Here is a 17,971-nt window from a genome sequence, read left to right as displayed (position 1 = left end):
CATCGTTGACAACGTGCCTCTTGTCGCAGGATGCATGGGAATGTATCCCGTTGAAGCGTTAGGTGACATGGCTGTAGATGGTGTTTTCTGGCAGTTGTTGGCCTATTGTGCCGGAGTTGGTGGCAGCATTCTCATCATAGGAAGCGCTGCCGGAGTAGTAGTTATGGGATTAGAAAAGATTACTTTCGGTTGGTATATGAAACGCATTAGCTGGATAGCCCTGTTAGGTTATCTTGCAGGTATACTGAGTTACTTCATTATCCGCTCAACAATCTTGCCTACAGCACTATAATTTCAACAGATAAAATCATAGGATATCGGTCGCAAACTCATTTGATTTGCGACCGATTTTATTTTGAAAGCATTGATTCATTGCATGTGAAAATAAATAAGTTAATCGAGAGTGTTGCTATTATTGCTATTAAGATGCAAAATGATTTACGGCAAACATCAATGTAATTAGGTACATTTTATTCGGTGAAATGACGCATATCATACGACAATATGAGTCCAATTATTACGTAAAATGACGCGAAAGAGAAAACAACAGGATTCAACCAACAAGAGAATAGCATTTATATGGGTAAAACAAATCTATTTTATGAGGTTTTACCCATTATTTAACTACCAGAGAAAACATTCTTTTTCATGCTATGAATTAAACAAAATCAAATAGAAATCGGATAGAGAATTACGTCAGCCGCCTATTTGATGCACACTAAAAACACCAAGCACCGTGATGCCTTTTGAATGTTTTGCGGCTGACAAACACAAGATTTCAGGACATAAAAAAGGTGGTTCGCACGAGGCAAACCACCCATTTATCTTTTTAATTGAAATAGAAGTGCGATTATTCTGCAGCGAGAGTAAAGCGCTTGTAAGCAACAATCTTCAAATCACCTTGCTGCTTCAACCACTCACCAACACTGATTTTATCATCCTCAGAGAACTGGAACTCCTGATCAACCAAGCAGTTGTCTTTGAAGAACTTGTTCAAACGACCCTTTGCAATGTTCTGAATCATCTGCTCATTGAGGCTTGCAGCCTTCTCTTCGCCAACGGTTTTCTTGATTTCTCTAGCTTTATCAGCGTCCTCTTGTGTAAGCCATCCCTTCTTCGTATTACTCTCAATGTGATCTTCTGAGTCTACATGTGCAGGGTTGATACCAGCCTTTTTGAGTGCAGCATTAACTGCTTTCTCAACCATTTCTTCTTTAGTCTTCTCAACAGCAACCTTGAATTCTTCATCCTTTACAGACTGAGGAACAGATGCTTCATCAAGAGCAACAGGCTTCATTGCAGCAACCTGCATTGCAACTTTATGTCCAGCTTCCTCGTTGTTTGCATTGAGTTGAACCATAGTTGCTAAGGTATGACGACCCATGTGGTCATAAACAGAGATGTTATCTCCCTCAAGGAAGTTATAACCGTCTATCTCCATCTTCTCTCCAGTGATACCAGAACGATGCTGAACTGCCGTAGCTGCGTCGTCACCATTAGCCAACTTGAGTGCCTTAACCTCATCAAGAGTCTTGCATTTTGCAGCAACTGCTGCATCAAGTATTTCCTGTGTGAGCTCTATAAAGTCTTTACCTGCAGCCACAAAGTCGGTCTCACACTTAACAGCTACCATGGCAGCAAAGCCTGGAACGCTCTTAACGAGGACACAACCATTTGAAGTTTCGCGATCAGAACGCTTTGCAGCGATAGCCAAACCACGTTCACGGAGCAGCTCCTTAGCCTTATCAAAGTCACCAGCGGCTTCTGTTAGAGCCTTCTTTACGTCAGCCAAGCCAGCGCCAGTCATAGCACGAAGCTTCTTGATATCTTCTATTAAAATACCCATAATCTATTATTTCTTTTATTAATTTGTTTGAAAAAAGAAAAAGGTCTCATTGATAGTGCATAGGGATTTATGGCATCCTACCCTATCAAATAAGACCCTCTATGCGATTACTCAGCCTTTTCAGCCTCAGCTTCTGCAGCAGGAGCTGCTTCTTCCTTACGTGCCTTGCGAGTACGTTTCTTTACTTCAGCAGCCTCTTCTGCCTGTTCAGCGGAAGCCTTTTCATCTGCTTTTTCAGCCTTACGCTCTTCAAGACCCTCAGCAATAGCACCACAAACAGCTGTGAGAATAGTCTCTACGCTGTCCTTAGCGTCATCGTTTGCAGGAATAACGAAGTCGATATTCTTAGGATCTGAGTTTGTATCAACAATACCAAAGACTGGAATTCCAAGACGGTTAGCCTCTTTCACTGCGATGTGCTCTTTCATTACGTCAACAATGAAAAGTGCACTTGGCAGACGAGTCAAGTCAGCAATTGAGCCAAGGTTCTTCTCTAATTTAGCGCGTTGGCGTGTAATCTGCAACAACTCACGCTTAGAAAGGTTAGAGAAAGTACCATCGTTCATCAGCTTGTCGATGTTTGTCATTTTCTTAACTGCCTTACGAATTGTTGGGAAGTTGGTCAACATACCACCTGCCCAGCGCTCGTTTACGTATGGCATATTAACAGATGCGGCCTTATCAGCTACGATATCTTTAGCTTGTTTTTTAGTAGCGACAAACAGAATCTTCTTGCCTGACTTAGCGATTGCCTTTAATGCCTCTGCAGCTTCATCGATTTTAGCAACAGTTTTGTTTAGATCGATGATATGAATACCATTGCGCTCCATGAAGATATAAGGAGCCATAGCTGGATTCCACTTGCGTTTGAGGTGACCAAAGTGGCAACCTGCCTGGAGTAATTGGTCGAAATTTGTTCTTGACATTTCTCTTTTTAATTTTTATTGTTTACTTTCTTTTTTAATTCTTTCAGCCTGCATACCGCATAACGATTATGGATAACAGACCCCTTTTGCTCAGAATCAGCCCGACAGTAATCTGCTTCTGTACTACACAATGAGTGTATCAGTGTGCAGAGTCTGCCTGGTTTAGATACTAAACGAGATTGTTCCTGAATATTGAATCGTAGTTTCTGAATTTTGAATCATACCAAACGAAAGGCTCTTGTGAGTCATTGTCGCTCAGGATATAAAACAAAACATTCGATGATTTGTATCCAATATCCAAAGAACAAGGCTTAACGCTTGCTGAACTGGAAGCGGCGACGTGCCTTTGGTTGACCTGGTTTCTTACGCTCAACAGCACGACTGTCGCGAGTAAGGAAGCCTGCATCCTTCAAAACTTTCTTGTCTTCAGCGTTCACTTTGACAAGAGCGCGAGCGATAGCAAGGCGTAATGCCTGGCTCTGACCAGTGAAACCACCACCATCAAGGTTTGCCTTTATATCATATTTACCATCAGCTTCTACCAACATCAATGGCTGTTTAACCACATACTGCAGAATAGCTGAAGGGAAGAATTCTGTTAATTCTTTCTTATTTATAATGATCTTACCGGTACCTTCACAAAGGTAAACACGAGCTACTGCGCTCTTGCGGCGACCAATTGCATTTATTACTTCCATCTTTATCCTTAATTATTTATACTGGTTAATATCGATTGATTTTGGTTTCTGAGCCTCTTTGTTGTGCTCTGCGCCTTCGAATACGTAAAGGTTGTCCATCAATGCGCGACCAAGACGGCCTTTTGGCAACATACCTTTAACCGCATGACGAATCATTTTGTCTACACCATTGGCACGAGTACGTAGCTCTGCGGGTGTATTAAAACGCTGTCCACCTGGGTAACCAGTATAACGTGTGTAAACCTTATCAGTCTCTTTCTTACCTGAGAAGACTACCTTTGCGGCATTGATAATGATTACATTGTCTCCACAATCTACGTTAGGAGTGAAGTTTGGTTTGTACTTTCCGCGGAGAAGTTTAGCTACTTTAGAGCAAAAACGACCTACAATCTGATCGCTGGCATCAACAACCACCCACTCTTTCTTAGCTGTTTCCTTATTTGCGGAAATAGTTTTGTAACTTAAAGTGTCCATTTTTAAAACTTAATTTAACTACTAAAAAACTTATAAATCAATCAATGATAACAGAAACCTCGCGGCGCCTCCAGTCTAAAAGAGACCATCCACAGCTTTACGTTCTGTTGTTTAACAGATTCACTAACCGCCTAATCTGGCCAAAGAAAAGGCTATTAACACTGCTAAACTACTGGGAATTCCAAGCGCTCTCCCAGTAATCGGTTTGCAAAGATACATATTTTATAGGAAGAACCGAAAAGCATTAGCAGACAAAAGCATTCTGGTTACGAATATTTAACAATATTATTAATTATTAATATTATTCATTTCATGAAATCAGTCCCTACAACCCAAGATACATCATGAATCATAAAAGTAGATAAAATAAAACGGATTAAGAAGTCACCCTTTAACCTGCACTGCACCGACTCTAATGAAGAGGACAACTATTTGCTTTAGCTAACAAAATAGAGGAACACACTTTCGTGCATTCCTCATAACAAAATATGCCTTAATTATTGTTGAACACCAGACAAAAGCCTTTTATTCAACATCAAGTTCGCACCTTAATCTACGAACAGAATCAATTAATCTTGCGACTCATTTTCTATATTTTCGGCAGCAACTTCTTCCTTTCCACGACGCACATTGCCACTGAAGGTGACAAAATAAAAACCTTTTCGTGGAGTCCACTCCATACAAAATAGTTCTGAAGGACTCTTAAAGCCATTACTCTTGATATAGCGTAACACCCACTCACGCGTCTTATTACATTGCAAAAGCGTCCCTTCCACAATCTCACCATTATTGACAAGCAAGTGAGAATAAGCCGTTCTACCTGGCGGAAGCACTGTCACTGCACCATTAGTCTCAAATAAAACATCATCAACATCAAACATAGAGAAGATTCCTTTCTGCCGTAACAGCATGCGAAATTGCTCCATTTCCAAGCTGTTTCGCTTGAAAGCTTTGAAGTTTATGTAGCCATCTTTCACAAGATATGAGCTTTCTCCTTTAATCAGATGACGCAAACGGGCAGAGCGCATACATACTCTGATAAACATATTAAAGGCAGTCCACACGGCCAAAGCAAACAAAATATGCCACATAGACATATCAGGATTGTAAAGAACACCACCGACTAAGGCACCTATAACGAATGCACTTACAGTGTCAAGCGGTGTAATCTGCGCCATCTGCGCCTTGCCTGCAATGCGTAAAAACACAAGAATGCCAATCATACCCGTAATGAGTTTCAAGGCAATTGCAATGTAGGGTTGTAATTGTTCCACCATATTCTTAGAAAAAAAATAAATATTTTAAGATGATTCTCTAATTATTTCATATTACGAAAGCTATCGGGTGCCAACATCACCAAAATGTAATCATCCATAGAAATCGATGACAAAGTTAATTTTTCTCCTTGAGATATACAAAAAATTCGAAAAGAAATATGATTCAAAGAATTATTTTCTATCTTTGCATTAATCATATATTACGTTATGAAACTCAAGCATTTAGTCCTTTTTTCTATTATTATCGCAACACTCATCGGCTGTCATCAATCGAAGATTCCTTTCTTACAAGCTCTCGATATCAATGCTGACAGCCTGCTAATGGATTCTATTCCCCAGCCTTTAACCGATGATTCACGCGGCCTTTTGCTTACGGGTGCACAGGTGATGCAATTGAAAGGCAACGCCATTGATAGCTTTCCAGATCGCATTTTATCGGTCCAACGCTTCGCGAATGACTATGCTTTGGCTTTCGCTTATCATGGAATGGTTGAGCTATATTTATATAATGCTGAAGGAAAGAGGCTCGATCGTGTTGAGCTCGGCTACTGGAATGATCCCATAAAGCCTGCAACCCTCCAACCGAAAGTTGTCAAACTATCTGTCTATATTGATAGTCTTACAGCAACATACGGCCGATATCATCGTATGGATGCACGGCATTTTGAAGTTTATTGTACTACAAAAAACGACACCATCTGCTGGAAATATGTAGTTAAGAACCATCATTTCAAGTTACTCAAACGCACAGCCAATCATCCCGTAGCTACGCCTTCACGCGACATTTCCGCTTATCCCTGGTCACAAACCTACGAAGTCTGCCCTCTCATGAACAACTATCAGGAAATCTTACCAACAGGAATGTTGTGCCGATTAGAAACACCCGGTGGCCGTTTTTCCTACGAATATCTACGCAAACAACACGACATGGGCGCTTATTGGCAGTGGATTTACGACCACCGCGGGCATGAACGACTCTCTAATAAGATACGCGACAATTACTATTGGGCTATGCATTACAAGGACAAGAAGCGCCAATTACCACGTGAAATGATTGAAAACGACATCCAAAAAGTAAGGAACAAACAGGCAAAAGCTTATCTTTTAAAACTTGTCAGAAGCTGGAACAACAACCCGTATGACGCTGAATAAAATGCCACATGAATCATTTCCTTAAGTTACGCCCCACGAATTTGCCACGACTTCTGCCCTACAAGCACGTTCTATCCTTACACATGAGTATCTCACTATATGCACTATTGCTCACTACCCACAATAAGTCACAAACTACATCTATAACTGTTATGGACTAAAATGCAAAGGCTTGCATCATGACGAACCTTGACCAATAAAACAAAGTCTCACCTATACCTTATATATATAGGGGCAGTTATACGATGAAGAAACACTAATACGAACAACTATCAACATCCACCATTTCACCATGTGTATAAAAACAAAGTACCGAACCATGCACATCGACACGTTTCGGTACTCATCTTTTGTTGTGTTTCAGCCTTACCTCATTGCCAAGCAAGCCTAAAACGCTTTATTATTTATTTGCTTTCAGTTTTTTACTACTTAGCTTATTTCTTGCAGCAAGCCTTCTTTGCTTCCTTCTTGCAGCACTTCTGAGCTTCAGGTTTGCTTTCCTTGCAGCAAGCTTTCTTTGCTTCTTTCTTAGCTTTGCAGTCCTTCTTGCAGTCTTTCTTTACATCTTTTTCAAGCTTCTTCACTTCATTCTTTGTGCCGTTATAAGCCTTCTTAGCTGCATCACCGATTTCTTCGCCGGTCTTCTTTGCATCAGACTTAAACTGCTTTGCATCCTTCTTAACTTGTTCTTTTACTTCTTTTTCTACGGTTTTAACCTTCTGTGCGTTTGCAATACCAAATGAAGCTAATGCTAAAACTGCGCATAATACAATCTTTTTCATACTCATTTCTTTTATATTTAACGCTTGCAAATATACAGTTATTCATCAGAATAACAAAGAAAATATAAGTAAATTCACTATTTTAACGCTATTTTTGAATTACACTTCGTATTAAAAACCAAAAATGAAAGATTAGCGTTGTGAGTAAACCATAATGAGATTGCATCACATGGAAACGCTCTTTAAGTGATGCTTTGTGGTTTTTGACACTCAGTCCCCCGTCAAGATAGTTAGCAATTACAGCGTTAACATTGCGCAAAGTCATGTGTTGTTGGGCTGCCTTTTTCATCACTTTAATACACCAATCCACGTCTGCTGAGTACTTATAATGCGTGTCGTAAGGAATAGATTTGGCTATATCCGCGCGTACATAAAACGCTTGATGACACACTAACATGCCGTTACGGAACGAACGCCAAGTAAGTTTTCGTGGAGGGGATAGACGGCGACGACGCAAAAAACGCCTGTATCATCGACAATATCTGTATCACCATAGAGCACACCGGGGTGCGCTTCGCCTTCTCCAACGCATCCCGCGATATGCTCAAGGGTATCTGTCGAAGGAAAGGTATCACCTGCATTAAGAAACACAACATAATTTCCCGTGGCCTTTTCCAGGCCTTTATTCATTGCATCATACAGCCCTTTGTCTGGTTCAGAAACGAAAACAACACGATGAATACAATCTTCATTGTCGTCATTGGCTTGGATATAACGCTCCACAATGTCTTTCGTTCCATCCGTAGAAGCACCATCTATGATAATGTGTTCAACGTGACGATAGCGCTGATGCAGTACACTTTCGAGCGTTTTCGGTAGTTCTGATGCAGCCTGATAAGTGCAAGTAATAATAGAAAAGCGTATCATAAGTGAAAGTTTTTAAGTGCAATAGCCTCATTATAGACGTCAATATACTTCATTGCCACGGCATGTTGCGAATAGTTTGTAACGACCTTGTGCACCGCTTCACGGCTCAAAGCGTCATAATCTGCCTCATAAAGCACCCAGTATAGTCCTTTGGCAAGGTCGTCAACATCGCGATATGCAGCCACATAGCCATTCTTCTTATGGTCTATTTCTTCGGGAATGCCACCAACATTAAAGCCAACAGAGGGCACTCCGCAAGCCATTGCTTCCATTATTGTGTTAGGAAGATTCTCGGAAAGTGAGGGTAACACAAACACATCGGCAGCGTTATAGATGTCTACAAGCTGTCGAGTGTCATTCACATATCCTAATTTTCCCGTACAGAAATCAAAGACATCACCAATATTTCCCTTACCTCCTCCGAGCACAGCAACAAAGGTTTTATGCACGATTTCTGGGTGTTCAGCCGCCATTTTGTGGCAGGCTTCAATAAGATAAAATATCCCTTTGTTTTCGTTTATTATGCGTTGGGCTGCAAAAAGAATCACCTTCATGTCTTGAGGTATCCTTGCACGCTGACGAGCTAACTTGCGATCAATAGGTCGAAAGACATGCGTATCAATGGGATTTGGTATCGAACAAATCGGCTGTCCGTACAGAATAGCACTCTTTTTAGCCTCTTTTTCCAACCATTTACTACAAGTTACAAACGAGATTGTACGTCTATTCAACAGACTTTTCTTGCGTTTGAAAACCTGATATGACAGGTCATGCACAGAACCTCCATGAGGAAGGAGGCGACAATAGCCACAAGAGGTTTGATAACGACGGCAGTTTAATGCAACATGACAAATGCCAGTAGCCGGCCAAATATCGTGCATCGTCCACACCACGGGCTTACCGCTATCGAGTATTTTGCGTATATCTTTAAGAGAAAGCATCCCTTGATTAATCCATGAAAGATGAATAACATCGGCTTCTTTGAATTCAGGCAGCCGCGTAACATCCGTTCCTGTGTTGGCCATATCTATCTCAAAGAGATGTGTCCGCTTGAAATGTAGGTGACAAAACAAGCACCAACGCTCCCAAAGAAAACGCCAATAGTTGAGCAGTTTGTGCTTAAGTCCAACTACTGTAATATCATCTGTGAGCTTATCGCGCACCAACATTTTGGCTTTTACGCCATTGTTGTTGAGCGCATCCATTAGGCGATTGGCCGCAACAGCAGCCCCGCCTGTATGCTCACTCGTATTTATAATCAATACTCTCATTCTCTTTTTACTTACTTTCTGCAAAGATACGTAAAAACTAAAAAAGCAAAAAGGTTAATGCTTAAAAAGTAACCACAAGACACTTTGACTGTCCACGCATCACACTTCTTCCCTATGTTCAAATACAAAAATTACACCTTATTATATATAGGCACCTGAACAACATCATAAACAAATCGTTTTGACAACACCAAACACTAAGCATAAAACTACAAAACCTATGAAATCAAAATACCATTACCCAACAAGAAATAGATATAAAAAGGCATTCAATGATGTATTTTCATACAATGTTCAATGTAAACAAACACGAAGAAACCAGTAAATTGAATGTGTGTACGAACACAACACGTTGATTTAGGTCAAGAAAACGCGTCAGATTGCATGAAAATCACACGTAAAGTTGCAACATGAAATTAATCTTTCTACCTTTGCATCATCAAAAGGTTAATAGATTGTTTAGGTTAGTAGTAATAGATTTTAGGTTTTAGTTATTAGGTTTAAGGTAATTTTTAACAGATTGTTTCGTAGATAACAATGGAGACCGTGAGGTTACCATTTGTTTAGAAAGGTTTTTAGTTAGAAATAGATGAGGTCGAAGCTCGGGTTAGAGTTTCGGCTTTTTCGTTTCTTATTGGTTAGGTATTAAAACCTTGATTGACGGAAAACCCATCCTACATTCATTTTTTTCTATTCATCATTTCAAAGTTTTCATAAATCGATAGACAATCAAACAGAAATGATTATCTTTGTGATTGATAAACAAACAAACGCTATGGCAAACGAGATTAAACTTGGAGAATATAATGTTTTACGCGTAAAAGAGGTGGCACGTCGCGAAGGATTTGGTGAAGTTTTCGGGCTTTACATGGACGGAGGACGTGAAGGTGAGATACTGATGCCCCAGAAATACGTTCCTGAAGGGGCTAAACCTGGCGACGAAATCGAATGTTTCATCTACTTAGATCAAGACGAACGCCCCATCGCAACGACTGAAAAACCATTGGCAAAAATGGGAGATTTCGCCTACTTGGAATGCGCTTGGGTCAATGAATACGGCGCTTTTCTGAACTGGGGGCTAACCAAAGACCTCTTTTGTCCATTCCGTGAACAGAAAAAACGCATGGAGATTGGCGATAGTTATATCGTATATGTGCACATTGACGAAGAGAGTTATCGCATCGTTGCCAGTGCAAAGGTGGAGCATTTTCTCAGTAATGACGTTGCAAAAGCAGGCTTTAAACGCAATCAAGAAGTAGAGATTCTCATCTGGCAAAAGACTGATTTGGGCTTCAAAGCCATTGTAAACAATCAATATCCGGGCCTTGTTTATCAAAACCAAGTTTACAAATATGTGCACACAGGCGACCGAATGAAGGCGTATATCCACAATGTTCGGCCCGACGGAAAACTCGATCTAACCCTTCAACCCACAGGAATGGCGGCCGCAGAAGACTTTTCAGCCACGCTATTTCAATATCTTCAAGACAATAACGGCTATTGCGTATTGGGCGACAAGAGCAGTCCTGACGACATCAAACATCAGTTTCAGGTGAGCAAAAAGGTATTCAAAAAAAGCCATTGGAGAGCTATATAAGCAACGGAAAATAAGGATTGAAGACGATGGAATATACTTGGTGAGGGAGTAATATTGTAAATATTAATCGCTAATATTTAACACTTCTTTTCTTCGTTAATAAGAAACAAAAACATTGTTTTTCTATTATCGTCCTCCATTTTACCCAAGATTACCTGCCCATTTCATCGTATTAGCAACGCAAAGTGTGTCATTTCATCTTGCTAAATGACGCATAAGACAGGGTAAAACATAGGAGAACACTTGATAAAACAAGCCTTTTCATTCCCAAATCTGCCTCTTCTTACAGCTTAATTCTTCCTATTTTCCAACATCATTTCTTTTGTTTTTTATAACTGTTTGAAAGTCATTAAATTACAAAAAGGCAAAAAAAAGAGCTGTTTTCCATCTAAAAGTATTTGAGATTCAAATTTTGTTATTCACAGAAACACTTTGTTTGTATTTTTCATAAACAATAAATTATAGATCACATAGTGCAATTATAAGTGTTTATCAGCATCAGAATGTTAAACAAACCATTATGATTCTTTGCATAAAATCCATGCCAGTAGCCTCGCCTTTTAGTACATTTGTCTCCCCCATCCCAATCCAATAGCATACAGCAAAAGGCCAAGTAGGTTTTGTTTTCAGCCTTTTTGTATCGCTTCATTCACGTTAAATACACTTAACTACCTTTAGAATTAGCCATATTTGGTAGCAGAAGTGGAAAAATATTGCTATATTTGCACGCAATAAATTTTAAAAGTTACAATATGTCATCATTTGTTGCAGATAAAATTGTAATGGACGGTCTTACCTTTGATGACGTCCTTTTGATTCCTGCTTATTCCGAAGTACTTCCCAAAGAAGTAGAGTTGAAAACCAAGTTTACACGTAACATCACCCTAAATGTGCCCTTTGTGACAGCCGCAATGGATACAGTTACCGAGGCATCAATGGCAATTGCCATTGCACGCGAAGGTGGTATTGGCGTTATTCACAAGAATATGTCGATAGAAGAACAGGCACATCAGGTGGCAATTGTTAAACGTGCAGAGAATGGAATGATTTATGATCCCGTGACAATTCGACGCGGAAGTTCGGTTAAAGACGCTCTCGCCTTGATGCATGATTACCATATTGGTGGCATACCTGTAGTGGATGATGACAACAAACTCGTTGGAATCGTGACGAATAGAGACTTGCGTTTCGAGCGTCATATGGACAAAAAGATAGACGAAGTGATGACAAAAGACAATCTTGTTACTACTCATCAGCAAACTGACTTGGGTGCTGCTGCACAGATATTACAAGAGAACAAGATTGAGAAACTACCCGTTGTAGACAAAGATAACCATCTCGTGGGCTTGATTACCTATAAGGATATCACCAAAGCCAAAGACAAACCAATGGCTTGCAAAGATGAAAAAGGGCGCCTTCGCGTGGCTGCCGGCGTTGGTGTTACAGCCGATACGATGGAGCGTGCAAAGGCTTTGGTTGAGGCAGGTGTAGATGCTATCGTCATCGATACAGCCCATGGACACTCCAAAGGCGTAGTAGAAAAGCTCAAACAAGTAAAGGCTGCCTTCCCAAATGTTGACGTTATTGTTGGTAATGTGGCTACAGGTGCCGCAGCAAAATACCTTGTTGACAACGGAGCCGATGCCGTAAAGGTGGGCATTGGACCTGGTTCTATCTGCACAACTCGCGTTGTTGCTGGTGTGGGTGTGCCTCAATTGACTGCTGTTTTCGATGTATATTCAGCACTTCAAGGTACGGGTGTGCCATTAATTGCAGATGGTGGACTTCGTTATTCAGGCGACATCGTTAAAGCATTGGCAGCTGGTGGCAGTTGTGTTATGATTGGTTCACTCGTTGCCGGCACAGAAGAAAGTCCAGGAGAGACCATTATCTTCAATGGACGTAAATTCAAAAGCTATCGCGGAATGGGTTCACTTGAGGCTATGGAACAAAAGAATGGTTCTCGTGATCGCTACTTCCAGAACGATGTTCGCGATGTAAAGAAGCTCGTACCAGAGGGTATTGCCGGCCGTGTTCCCTACAAAGGAACTGTTCAAGAGGTGATTTATCAGTTGACAGGTGGCTTGCGTTCGGGAATGGGTTATTGCGGAGCACCTTCTATTGAGAAGTTGCACGATGCGAAATTCACACGCATCACTAACGCTGGTGTAATGGAAAGTCATCCTCATGACATTGCCATCACGAGTGAAGCTCCTAACTATTCTCGTCCAGAATAAGTGAGGTTCATGCAGAAAAGAAAAAAAATTATGATATCATTGGCCATGCTTCTTTGTGGAAGCATGGCTTTTGGTCAGACAGACGACCCTGTCTTGATGACGATAAATGGCAAGCCTGTGAAGCGCTCGGCATTCGAATTTGCATATAAGAAATATCAGACAGCAAACGGATTCGAACGAAAGAGTGTTGGCGATTATGCCGAACAATATGCCAATGACAAGTTGAAAGTCGAAGAGGCCCTATCGCAACGACTCGACACTTTGCCTTCTTTTCTGCAACTGTTTGCTGCTTATCGCAACCAACAAATCCCGCAAACATTAGACAACGACGCTGAAACGGAAGTAGAAGCACGCCGTCTTTATGCTTTCACTCAACAACGAGTTGACGCCTCAGGTGGCATGATTAAGGTGCGTGAAATACTGCTTCGATTAGGACAAAGGGCCTCAAAACAAACGGAAATAGAGGTTAAACAACGAATAGACTCCATTTACAATGCACTGCAACATGGTGCGGACTTTGGAGAAATGGCAAGGCGATATTCAGACAATAAGACTGCAACTAATCTTGGAGAGCACCAACCTTGGCTGCTACCGGGACAGACTTTACCCGAATTTGAGACTCAGGCTTATGCCTTAAAGAAAGGAGAAATGAGCACGCCCTTCCTCACTCCTGCAGGTTATCACATTATATTAATAGAGGACAAAAGCGCTTATTTTCCATACGATTCAGTTCGAAACGACTTGCTACGCTTCGTTAGTCAGCGAAATCTTCGAAACAAACTGACAGCTGCCCGACTACAAGAAAGGTCATTTGCACAACGTAGTTCTGAAGACATGGCTTTGAAAAAACAAGCCAAAGACCTTGAAAAAGAAAATCCACAAATGGCAAATCTCATGCAAGAATATCGTGATGGGTTGTTGATTTTTGAGGTTAGCAAGCGGACAATATGGGACAAAGCAGCTCATGACGAAGCAGGACTGACAAACTATTTTAACCACAATAAAAAGAAATATAAATGGTCGTCACCACGTTATAAAGGTATCATCATCCATGCAAAAGAGGCTGGAGAGGTGAAGAAAGTGAAAAAGTTACTGAAACATATTGAATTTAATCACTGGAAGGAGGCAATAGACCAACAGTTCAATGCAGGCGGAGATGTTCGCATAATTGCCACACAAGGGCTATTCAAATCAGGCGATAATTCGTGGATTGACTATGAGATTTTCAAACAAGGAGAGGCACCTCAGCCTATAAAGGACTATCCTTCTATTGGAGTTTATGGGAAAAAGCTCAAAGCTCCCAAGGCATTAGCTGAGGTCAGACCACTTGTTCTTGCAGATTATCAAGAGGAGTTGGAACGCCAATGGGTAAAGACCTTGCGTGAGAAATATCCTGTTATAATCCATCAGGAAGTGCTTAAGACAATAAAAGAAAATAGATAATTGTAGAGAATTAAAACGAAACAATAACGAGATGAACAAAGGATATAAACTATTTGGTGGCTTTATTGGCGTACTACTACTGGCAGGTATCAGCGCTAAAGCTAATAAAACTGTCGGTAATATGACGGATGAGAATGATACGGTGCAAGCAAAACCTGCCGCAACGCATATCCCAGAGCATAGTGTTATCGATGAAGTTGAATGGGTAGTAGGTGATGAACCTATCATGAAATCAGACATTGAGCAAATGCGTTTGCAAGGAGAGATAGAAGGAATGAAATGGGGTGGCAATCCAGACTGCCGCATTCCGGAACAGATTGCCGTTCAAAAACTCTTCTTACATCAGGCTATCCTCGACTCCATTGAAGTCACAGAGTCAGATATTGCGCAAACCGTTGAGCAACAAATCAACTTGTGGATAAACTCCGTTGGTTCCAAAGAGAAACTCGAAGAGTATCAAGGAAAGAGCATAAGTCAAATCCGTTCTGATCTGCATGATGATGTAAAGAACAGCAAGATGATTCAACAGATGAAACGAAAGATCATGGGAAATGTCTCTGTTACGCCTGCCGATGTAAGACGATACTTTAAGAATCTGCCCGAAGATAGTATTCCTTTTATCCCTACAGAGGTTGAAGTTGAGATCTTAGTTCGCAAGCCTCGTATCCCACAAAGCGAGATAAACCGCATCAAAGACCAATTGCGTAACTTCACGGATCGCGTCAATAAAGGAGAAACTTCCTTTAGTACCTTGGCACGACTCTATTCAGAAGACCCAGGAACTTCACGTCAAGGAGGAGAGATGGACTATACAGGTCGTGGCACACTTGACCCTGCTTTTGCCAGCGTTGCCTTTAATCTTACCGACCCAAAGAAGATTTCTAAGATTGTAGAATCAGAGTTTGGATACCACATTATCCAATTGATTGACAAGCGAGGAGACAAGATAAAGGTGCGTCATATATTGCTAACACCGAAGGTTTCTAATGAAGATATGAACAAAGCCTTATCCAGATTAGACTCTATCGGCAATGATATTAAAGATGGAAAGTTTACATTTGAGGCTGCCTGCTCTTATCTTTCGGAAGACAAAGACACACGTAACAACCACGGCTTAATGGCCTATACAGACAATCAAACAGGTAAAATCACCTCACGCTTCCAAATGAAAGATCTCCCCACTGAAGTCGCTCGAGTCGTAGATACGATGAAAGTTGGAGAGATATCTGTACCATTCAAGATGATAGATCATCGTGGAAAGACAGTGGCAGCTATCGTTAAATTGGTCAATAGAATCGATGGACATAGAGCTAAAATCACTGAAGATTTCCAGGCAATGCAAGAGGTAGTGATGCAGAAAGAGAGTGAAAAGAAACTGCATGATTGGGTGGTTAACAAAATAAAGAATACGTATGTGCGCATGAATGACCGCTATAAAGATTGTGATTTTGAATACCAAGGTTGGATAAAATAACGGATGAGACTTCATCACATCATACGAATTAAATATAGACATAGGGCATTCCTTGGAATGGTCCTATGTTTGTTTGTGCTGTGCTTAATGCGGAGCCATGCTGCAGTTGGAAACAAAAAGTCTGACGACAAAGTATTTCTTATACATGCAGATGAACTTCGTTATGACCAGTATGGCCCCGTTCCAGATGCCCAAATTGTAAAAGGTCGCGTGCACTTTATGCACAAAGGGTCAAACCTTTGGTGTGATAGTGCTTACTTTTATCAGCAATCTAATTCTGTAAAAGCATTTGGCCATGTTCGCTATCAACAGGGAAAGGCTCTTTCACTCAAAGCAGATCGTGCCGCTTATGATGGCTTCCGACAATTATTGGAGGCTCGAAAGAATGTGGTTTTACATCATGGTGACAAGACACTTTATACCGATAGTCTCGATTATGACCGCTTTAATGATTACGCATACTTCTTTGAAGGCGGAAGGTTAATAGACAAAAAGGATCGCTTAGTGTCTGACTGGGGCGACTATAACCTAAAGACTCGCGAGGCAACCTTTTGGTATAATGTGAAGATGCGCAGTGGTAATCGCACGGTCACTACAGACGAATTGCATTATGATACAAAGAAATCCTTGGCACATGTTGTGGGACCAAGTAAGATAATTCAGAACGGAAGTGTCATCCAAACGACAGATGGTTACTTCGATAGCAAGTCTGATCTTGCTGAGATGTATGGGCGTTCTACAGTTATAGACAAGGATAAAGAGATTACAGGCGATAGTCTTTTCTACAACAAACGAACAGGAATGGCTCGCGGTTTGGGTAAGGTGATCTATGTAGACAAGCGTAACAAGAACCAGCTTTTAGGCGAAAGAATCTTCTATAACGAGAAAACGGGGCGAGGGTTTGCTACAGGTCGTGCCTTAGTTAAAGACTATTCACAGAAAGATACCCTGTTTATGCACGCCGACTCTATGAAGATTTTCACGTTCAATATGAATACAGATTCTATGTATCGAAAGGTACATTGCTTCCATCATGTAAAGGTATTCCGCCAAGATGTGCAAGCTATCTGCGATTCATTAGTATTAAACAGCAAAGACTCTTGCATGACCATGTATCGCGATCCGATTGCATGGAGTGGAGATCGACAAATACTTGGTGAGATAATCAAAGTTTATATGAATGATAGTACGGTGCGTGAGGCGCACGTTATCAACCAAGCTTTGAGCATTGAACGCATCCCAAGACAAAAATATTTCAATCAACTTTCATCAAAAGAAATCTCAAGTTATTTCATTAAAGGTAAGATTCGGCGCGTCATTGCATCAGGAAATGCAAAGGCAATCTTCTATCCTGTGGACGACAAAGATTCCACTTTGCAAGGTCAAGTCTATATAGAGACAGACACAATAAAAATGTTTATCTCACCAGAAAGAAGACTTGATAAGATATGGACACCCAAAAATACGGGTGTTATGCTACCAATGACACAGATTCCTGCCGAAAAACTAAAGCTTCCGGAATTCGCTTGGTTTGAAGAATTGCGTCCAACAGACCCACAGGATGTTTTTCATTGGCGCGGGAAAGGCGAAGGTTCAGCACTTAAAGTGATACAACGTCGCCGGTCACCTCAGCAGAAAGTCAATACTGTTTCACGATGAATCTCTTTCAACAACCACGGCCCCGACGATTCAACCACAAATATATCTATGTGGATGAACGCAAAGAACGCTTGCAAAAAATAGAGCAACTGGCACGTGAAAAATTAGGACTTACCCCTCACAAGCCCTTAGATCGAGAACAAATTCATCAGGCATTTCGTGCAGCAATGCCTCACCTCTCAAAGAAGAAAAGGCGCTACAATGGTACAAACCAACTCATTCAAGTTGTTCTTCTACTATTTCTTTTGGCGTTGTTTTATTAATTTTA

The 17,971-nt window shown here is 40.9% G+C and carries 13 protein-coding genes and 3 pseudogenes; 8 read left to right on the top strand and 8 right to left on the bottom strand.

The features are described from left to right. A pseudogene (locus HMPREF9420_RS14745) lies at positions 1-292 on the top strand (sodium:proton antiporter NhaD); the annotation flags it as partial. 558 nt (positions 293-850) lie between these two features. On the opposite strand, the gene tsf reads toward HMPREF9420_RS14745, so the two are convergent. The 5 genes from tsf to HMPREF9420_RS08930 all read right to left on the bottom strand — a co-directional run bounded on the left by tsf (position 851) and on the right by HMPREF9420_RS08930 (position 5,221). Beyond that, complete coding sequence (tsf, locus tag HMPREF9420_RS08950; protein ID WP_007135302.1) at positions 851-1,846, bottom strand: translation elongation factor Ts; 996 nt, start codon at positions 1,844-1,846, stop codon at positions 851-853. A 107-nt stretch (positions 1,847-1,953) separates the two neighbouring features. Further along, positions 1,954-2,772 (bottom strand): 30S ribosomal protein S2, encoded by an 819-nt coding sequence (gene rpsB / locus HMPREF9420_RS08945; protein WP_007135301.1) that lies wholly within the window; start codon positions 2,770-2,772, stop codon positions 1,954-1,956. Positions 2,773-3,083: 311 nt separating this feature from the next. Then, entirely contained in the window at positions 3,084-3,470 is a 387-nt protein-coding gene (gene rpsI, locus HMPREF9420_RS08940; protein ID WP_007135299.1) for a 30S ribosomal protein S9, read from the bottom strand. A 12-nt stretch (positions 3,471-3,482) separates the two neighbouring features. After that, positions 3,483-3,944: a 50S ribosomal protein L13 gene (rplM, locus tag HMPREF9420_RS08935; protein ID WP_007135298.1), complete on the bottom strand. Its 462-nt coding sequence runs from the start codon at positions 3,942-3,944 to the stop codon at positions 3,483-3,485. Between the two features lie 569 nt (positions 3,945-4,513). Further along, the gene (locus HMPREF9420_RS08930) at positions 4,514-5,221 is read right to left on the bottom strand and encodes a DUF421 domain-containing protein (RefSeq protein ID WP_007135296.1); all 708 of its coding nucleotides are present in this window, start codon (positions 5,219-5,221) and stop codon (positions 4,514-4,516) included. Between the two features lie 207 nt (positions 5,222-5,428). Here HMPREF9420_RS08930 and HMPREF9420_RS08925 point away from each other — a divergent pair, with 207 nt between their 5' ends. Next, positions 5,429-6,373 (top strand): hypothetical protein, encoded by a 945-nt coding sequence (locus HMPREF9420_RS08925; RefSeq protein ID WP_007135294.1) that lies wholly within the window; start codon positions 5,429-5,431, stop codon positions 6,371-6,373. Positions 6,374-6,807: 434 nt separating this feature from the next. On the opposite strand, the gene HMPREF9420_RS08920 is transcribed toward HMPREF9420_RS08925, so the two are convergent. From HMPREF9420_RS08920 to HMPREF9420_RS08910, 3 genes and pseudogenes are all read right to left on the bottom strand, one after another. After that, positions 6,808-7,155: a hypothetical protein gene (locus HMPREF9420_RS08920; protein ID WP_007135293.1), complete on the bottom strand. Its 348-nt coding sequence runs from the start codon at positions 7,153-7,155 to the stop codon at positions 6,808-6,810. 88 nt (positions 7,156-7,243) lie between these two features. Next, positions 7,244-8,022, bottom strand: a pseudogene (locus HMPREF9420_RS08915) (glycosyltransferase family 2 protein). After that, positions 8,019-9,293 (bottom strand): glycosyltransferase family 4 protein, encoded by a 1,275-nt coding sequence (locus HMPREF9420_RS08910; protein WP_044078894.1) that lies wholly within the window; start codon positions 9,291-9,293, stop codon positions 8,019-8,021. The pseudogene HMPREF9420_RS08915 and the gene HMPREF9420_RS08910 overlap by 4 nt, the downstream one beginning before the upstream one ends. A gap of 775 nt (positions 9,294-10,068) precedes the next feature. Between HMPREF9420_RS08910 and HMPREF9420_RS08905 the strand changes: the two are divergent. The 6 genes and pseudogenes from HMPREF9420_RS08905 (at position 10,069) to HMPREF9420_RS08880 (ending at position 17,966) form a co-directional block, all read left to right on the top strand. After that, positions 10,069-10,942 (top strand): annotated as a pseudogene (locus HMPREF9420_RS08905) (CvfB family protein). A gap of 700 nt (positions 10,943-11,642) precedes the next feature. Continuing rightward, positions 11,643-13,127, top strand: coding sequence for an IMP dehydrogenase (gene guaB / locus HMPREF9420_RS08900; protein WP_007135286.1), 1,485 nt, complete (start codon positions 11,643-11,645; stop codon positions 13,125-13,127). 9 nt (positions 13,128-13,136) lie between these two features. Beyond that, positions 13,137-14,570, top strand: a complete 1,434-nt coding sequence (locus tag HMPREF9420_RS08895; RefSeq protein ID WP_044078893.1) for a peptidylprolyl isomerase — start codon at positions 13,137-13,139, stop codon at positions 14,568-14,570. 31 nt (positions 14,571-14,601) lie between these two features. Next, positions 14,602-16,044 (top strand): peptidylprolyl isomerase, encoded by a 1,443-nt coding sequence (locus HMPREF9420_RS08890; RefSeq protein ID WP_007135284.1) that lies wholly within the window; start codon positions 14,602-14,604, stop codon positions 16,042-16,044. Between the two features lie 3 nt (positions 16,045-16,047). Then, positions 16,048-17,703, top strand: coding sequence for an OstA-like protein (locus tag HMPREF9420_RS08885; RefSeq protein ID WP_044078891.1), 1,656 nt, complete (start codon positions 16,048-16,050; stop codon positions 17,701-17,703). 50 nt (positions 17,704-17,753) lie between these two features. Continuing rightward, positions 17,754-17,966, top strand: coding sequence for a hypothetical protein (locus HMPREF9420_RS08880; RefSeq protein WP_248628100.1), 213 nt, complete (start codon positions 17,754-17,756; stop codon positions 17,964-17,966). Positions 17,967-17,971 lie beyond the last annotated feature (5 nt).

Source organism: Segatella salivae DSM 15606 (genome assembly GCF_000185845.1).
Taxonomy (GTDB): domain Bacteria; phylum Bacteroidota; class Bacteroidia; order Bacteroidales; family Bacteroidaceae; genus Prevotella; species Prevotella salivae.
The sequence above is the reverse complement of the archived record's forward strand: the minus strand, read 5'-3'. Positions and strand labels throughout refer to the sequence as shown.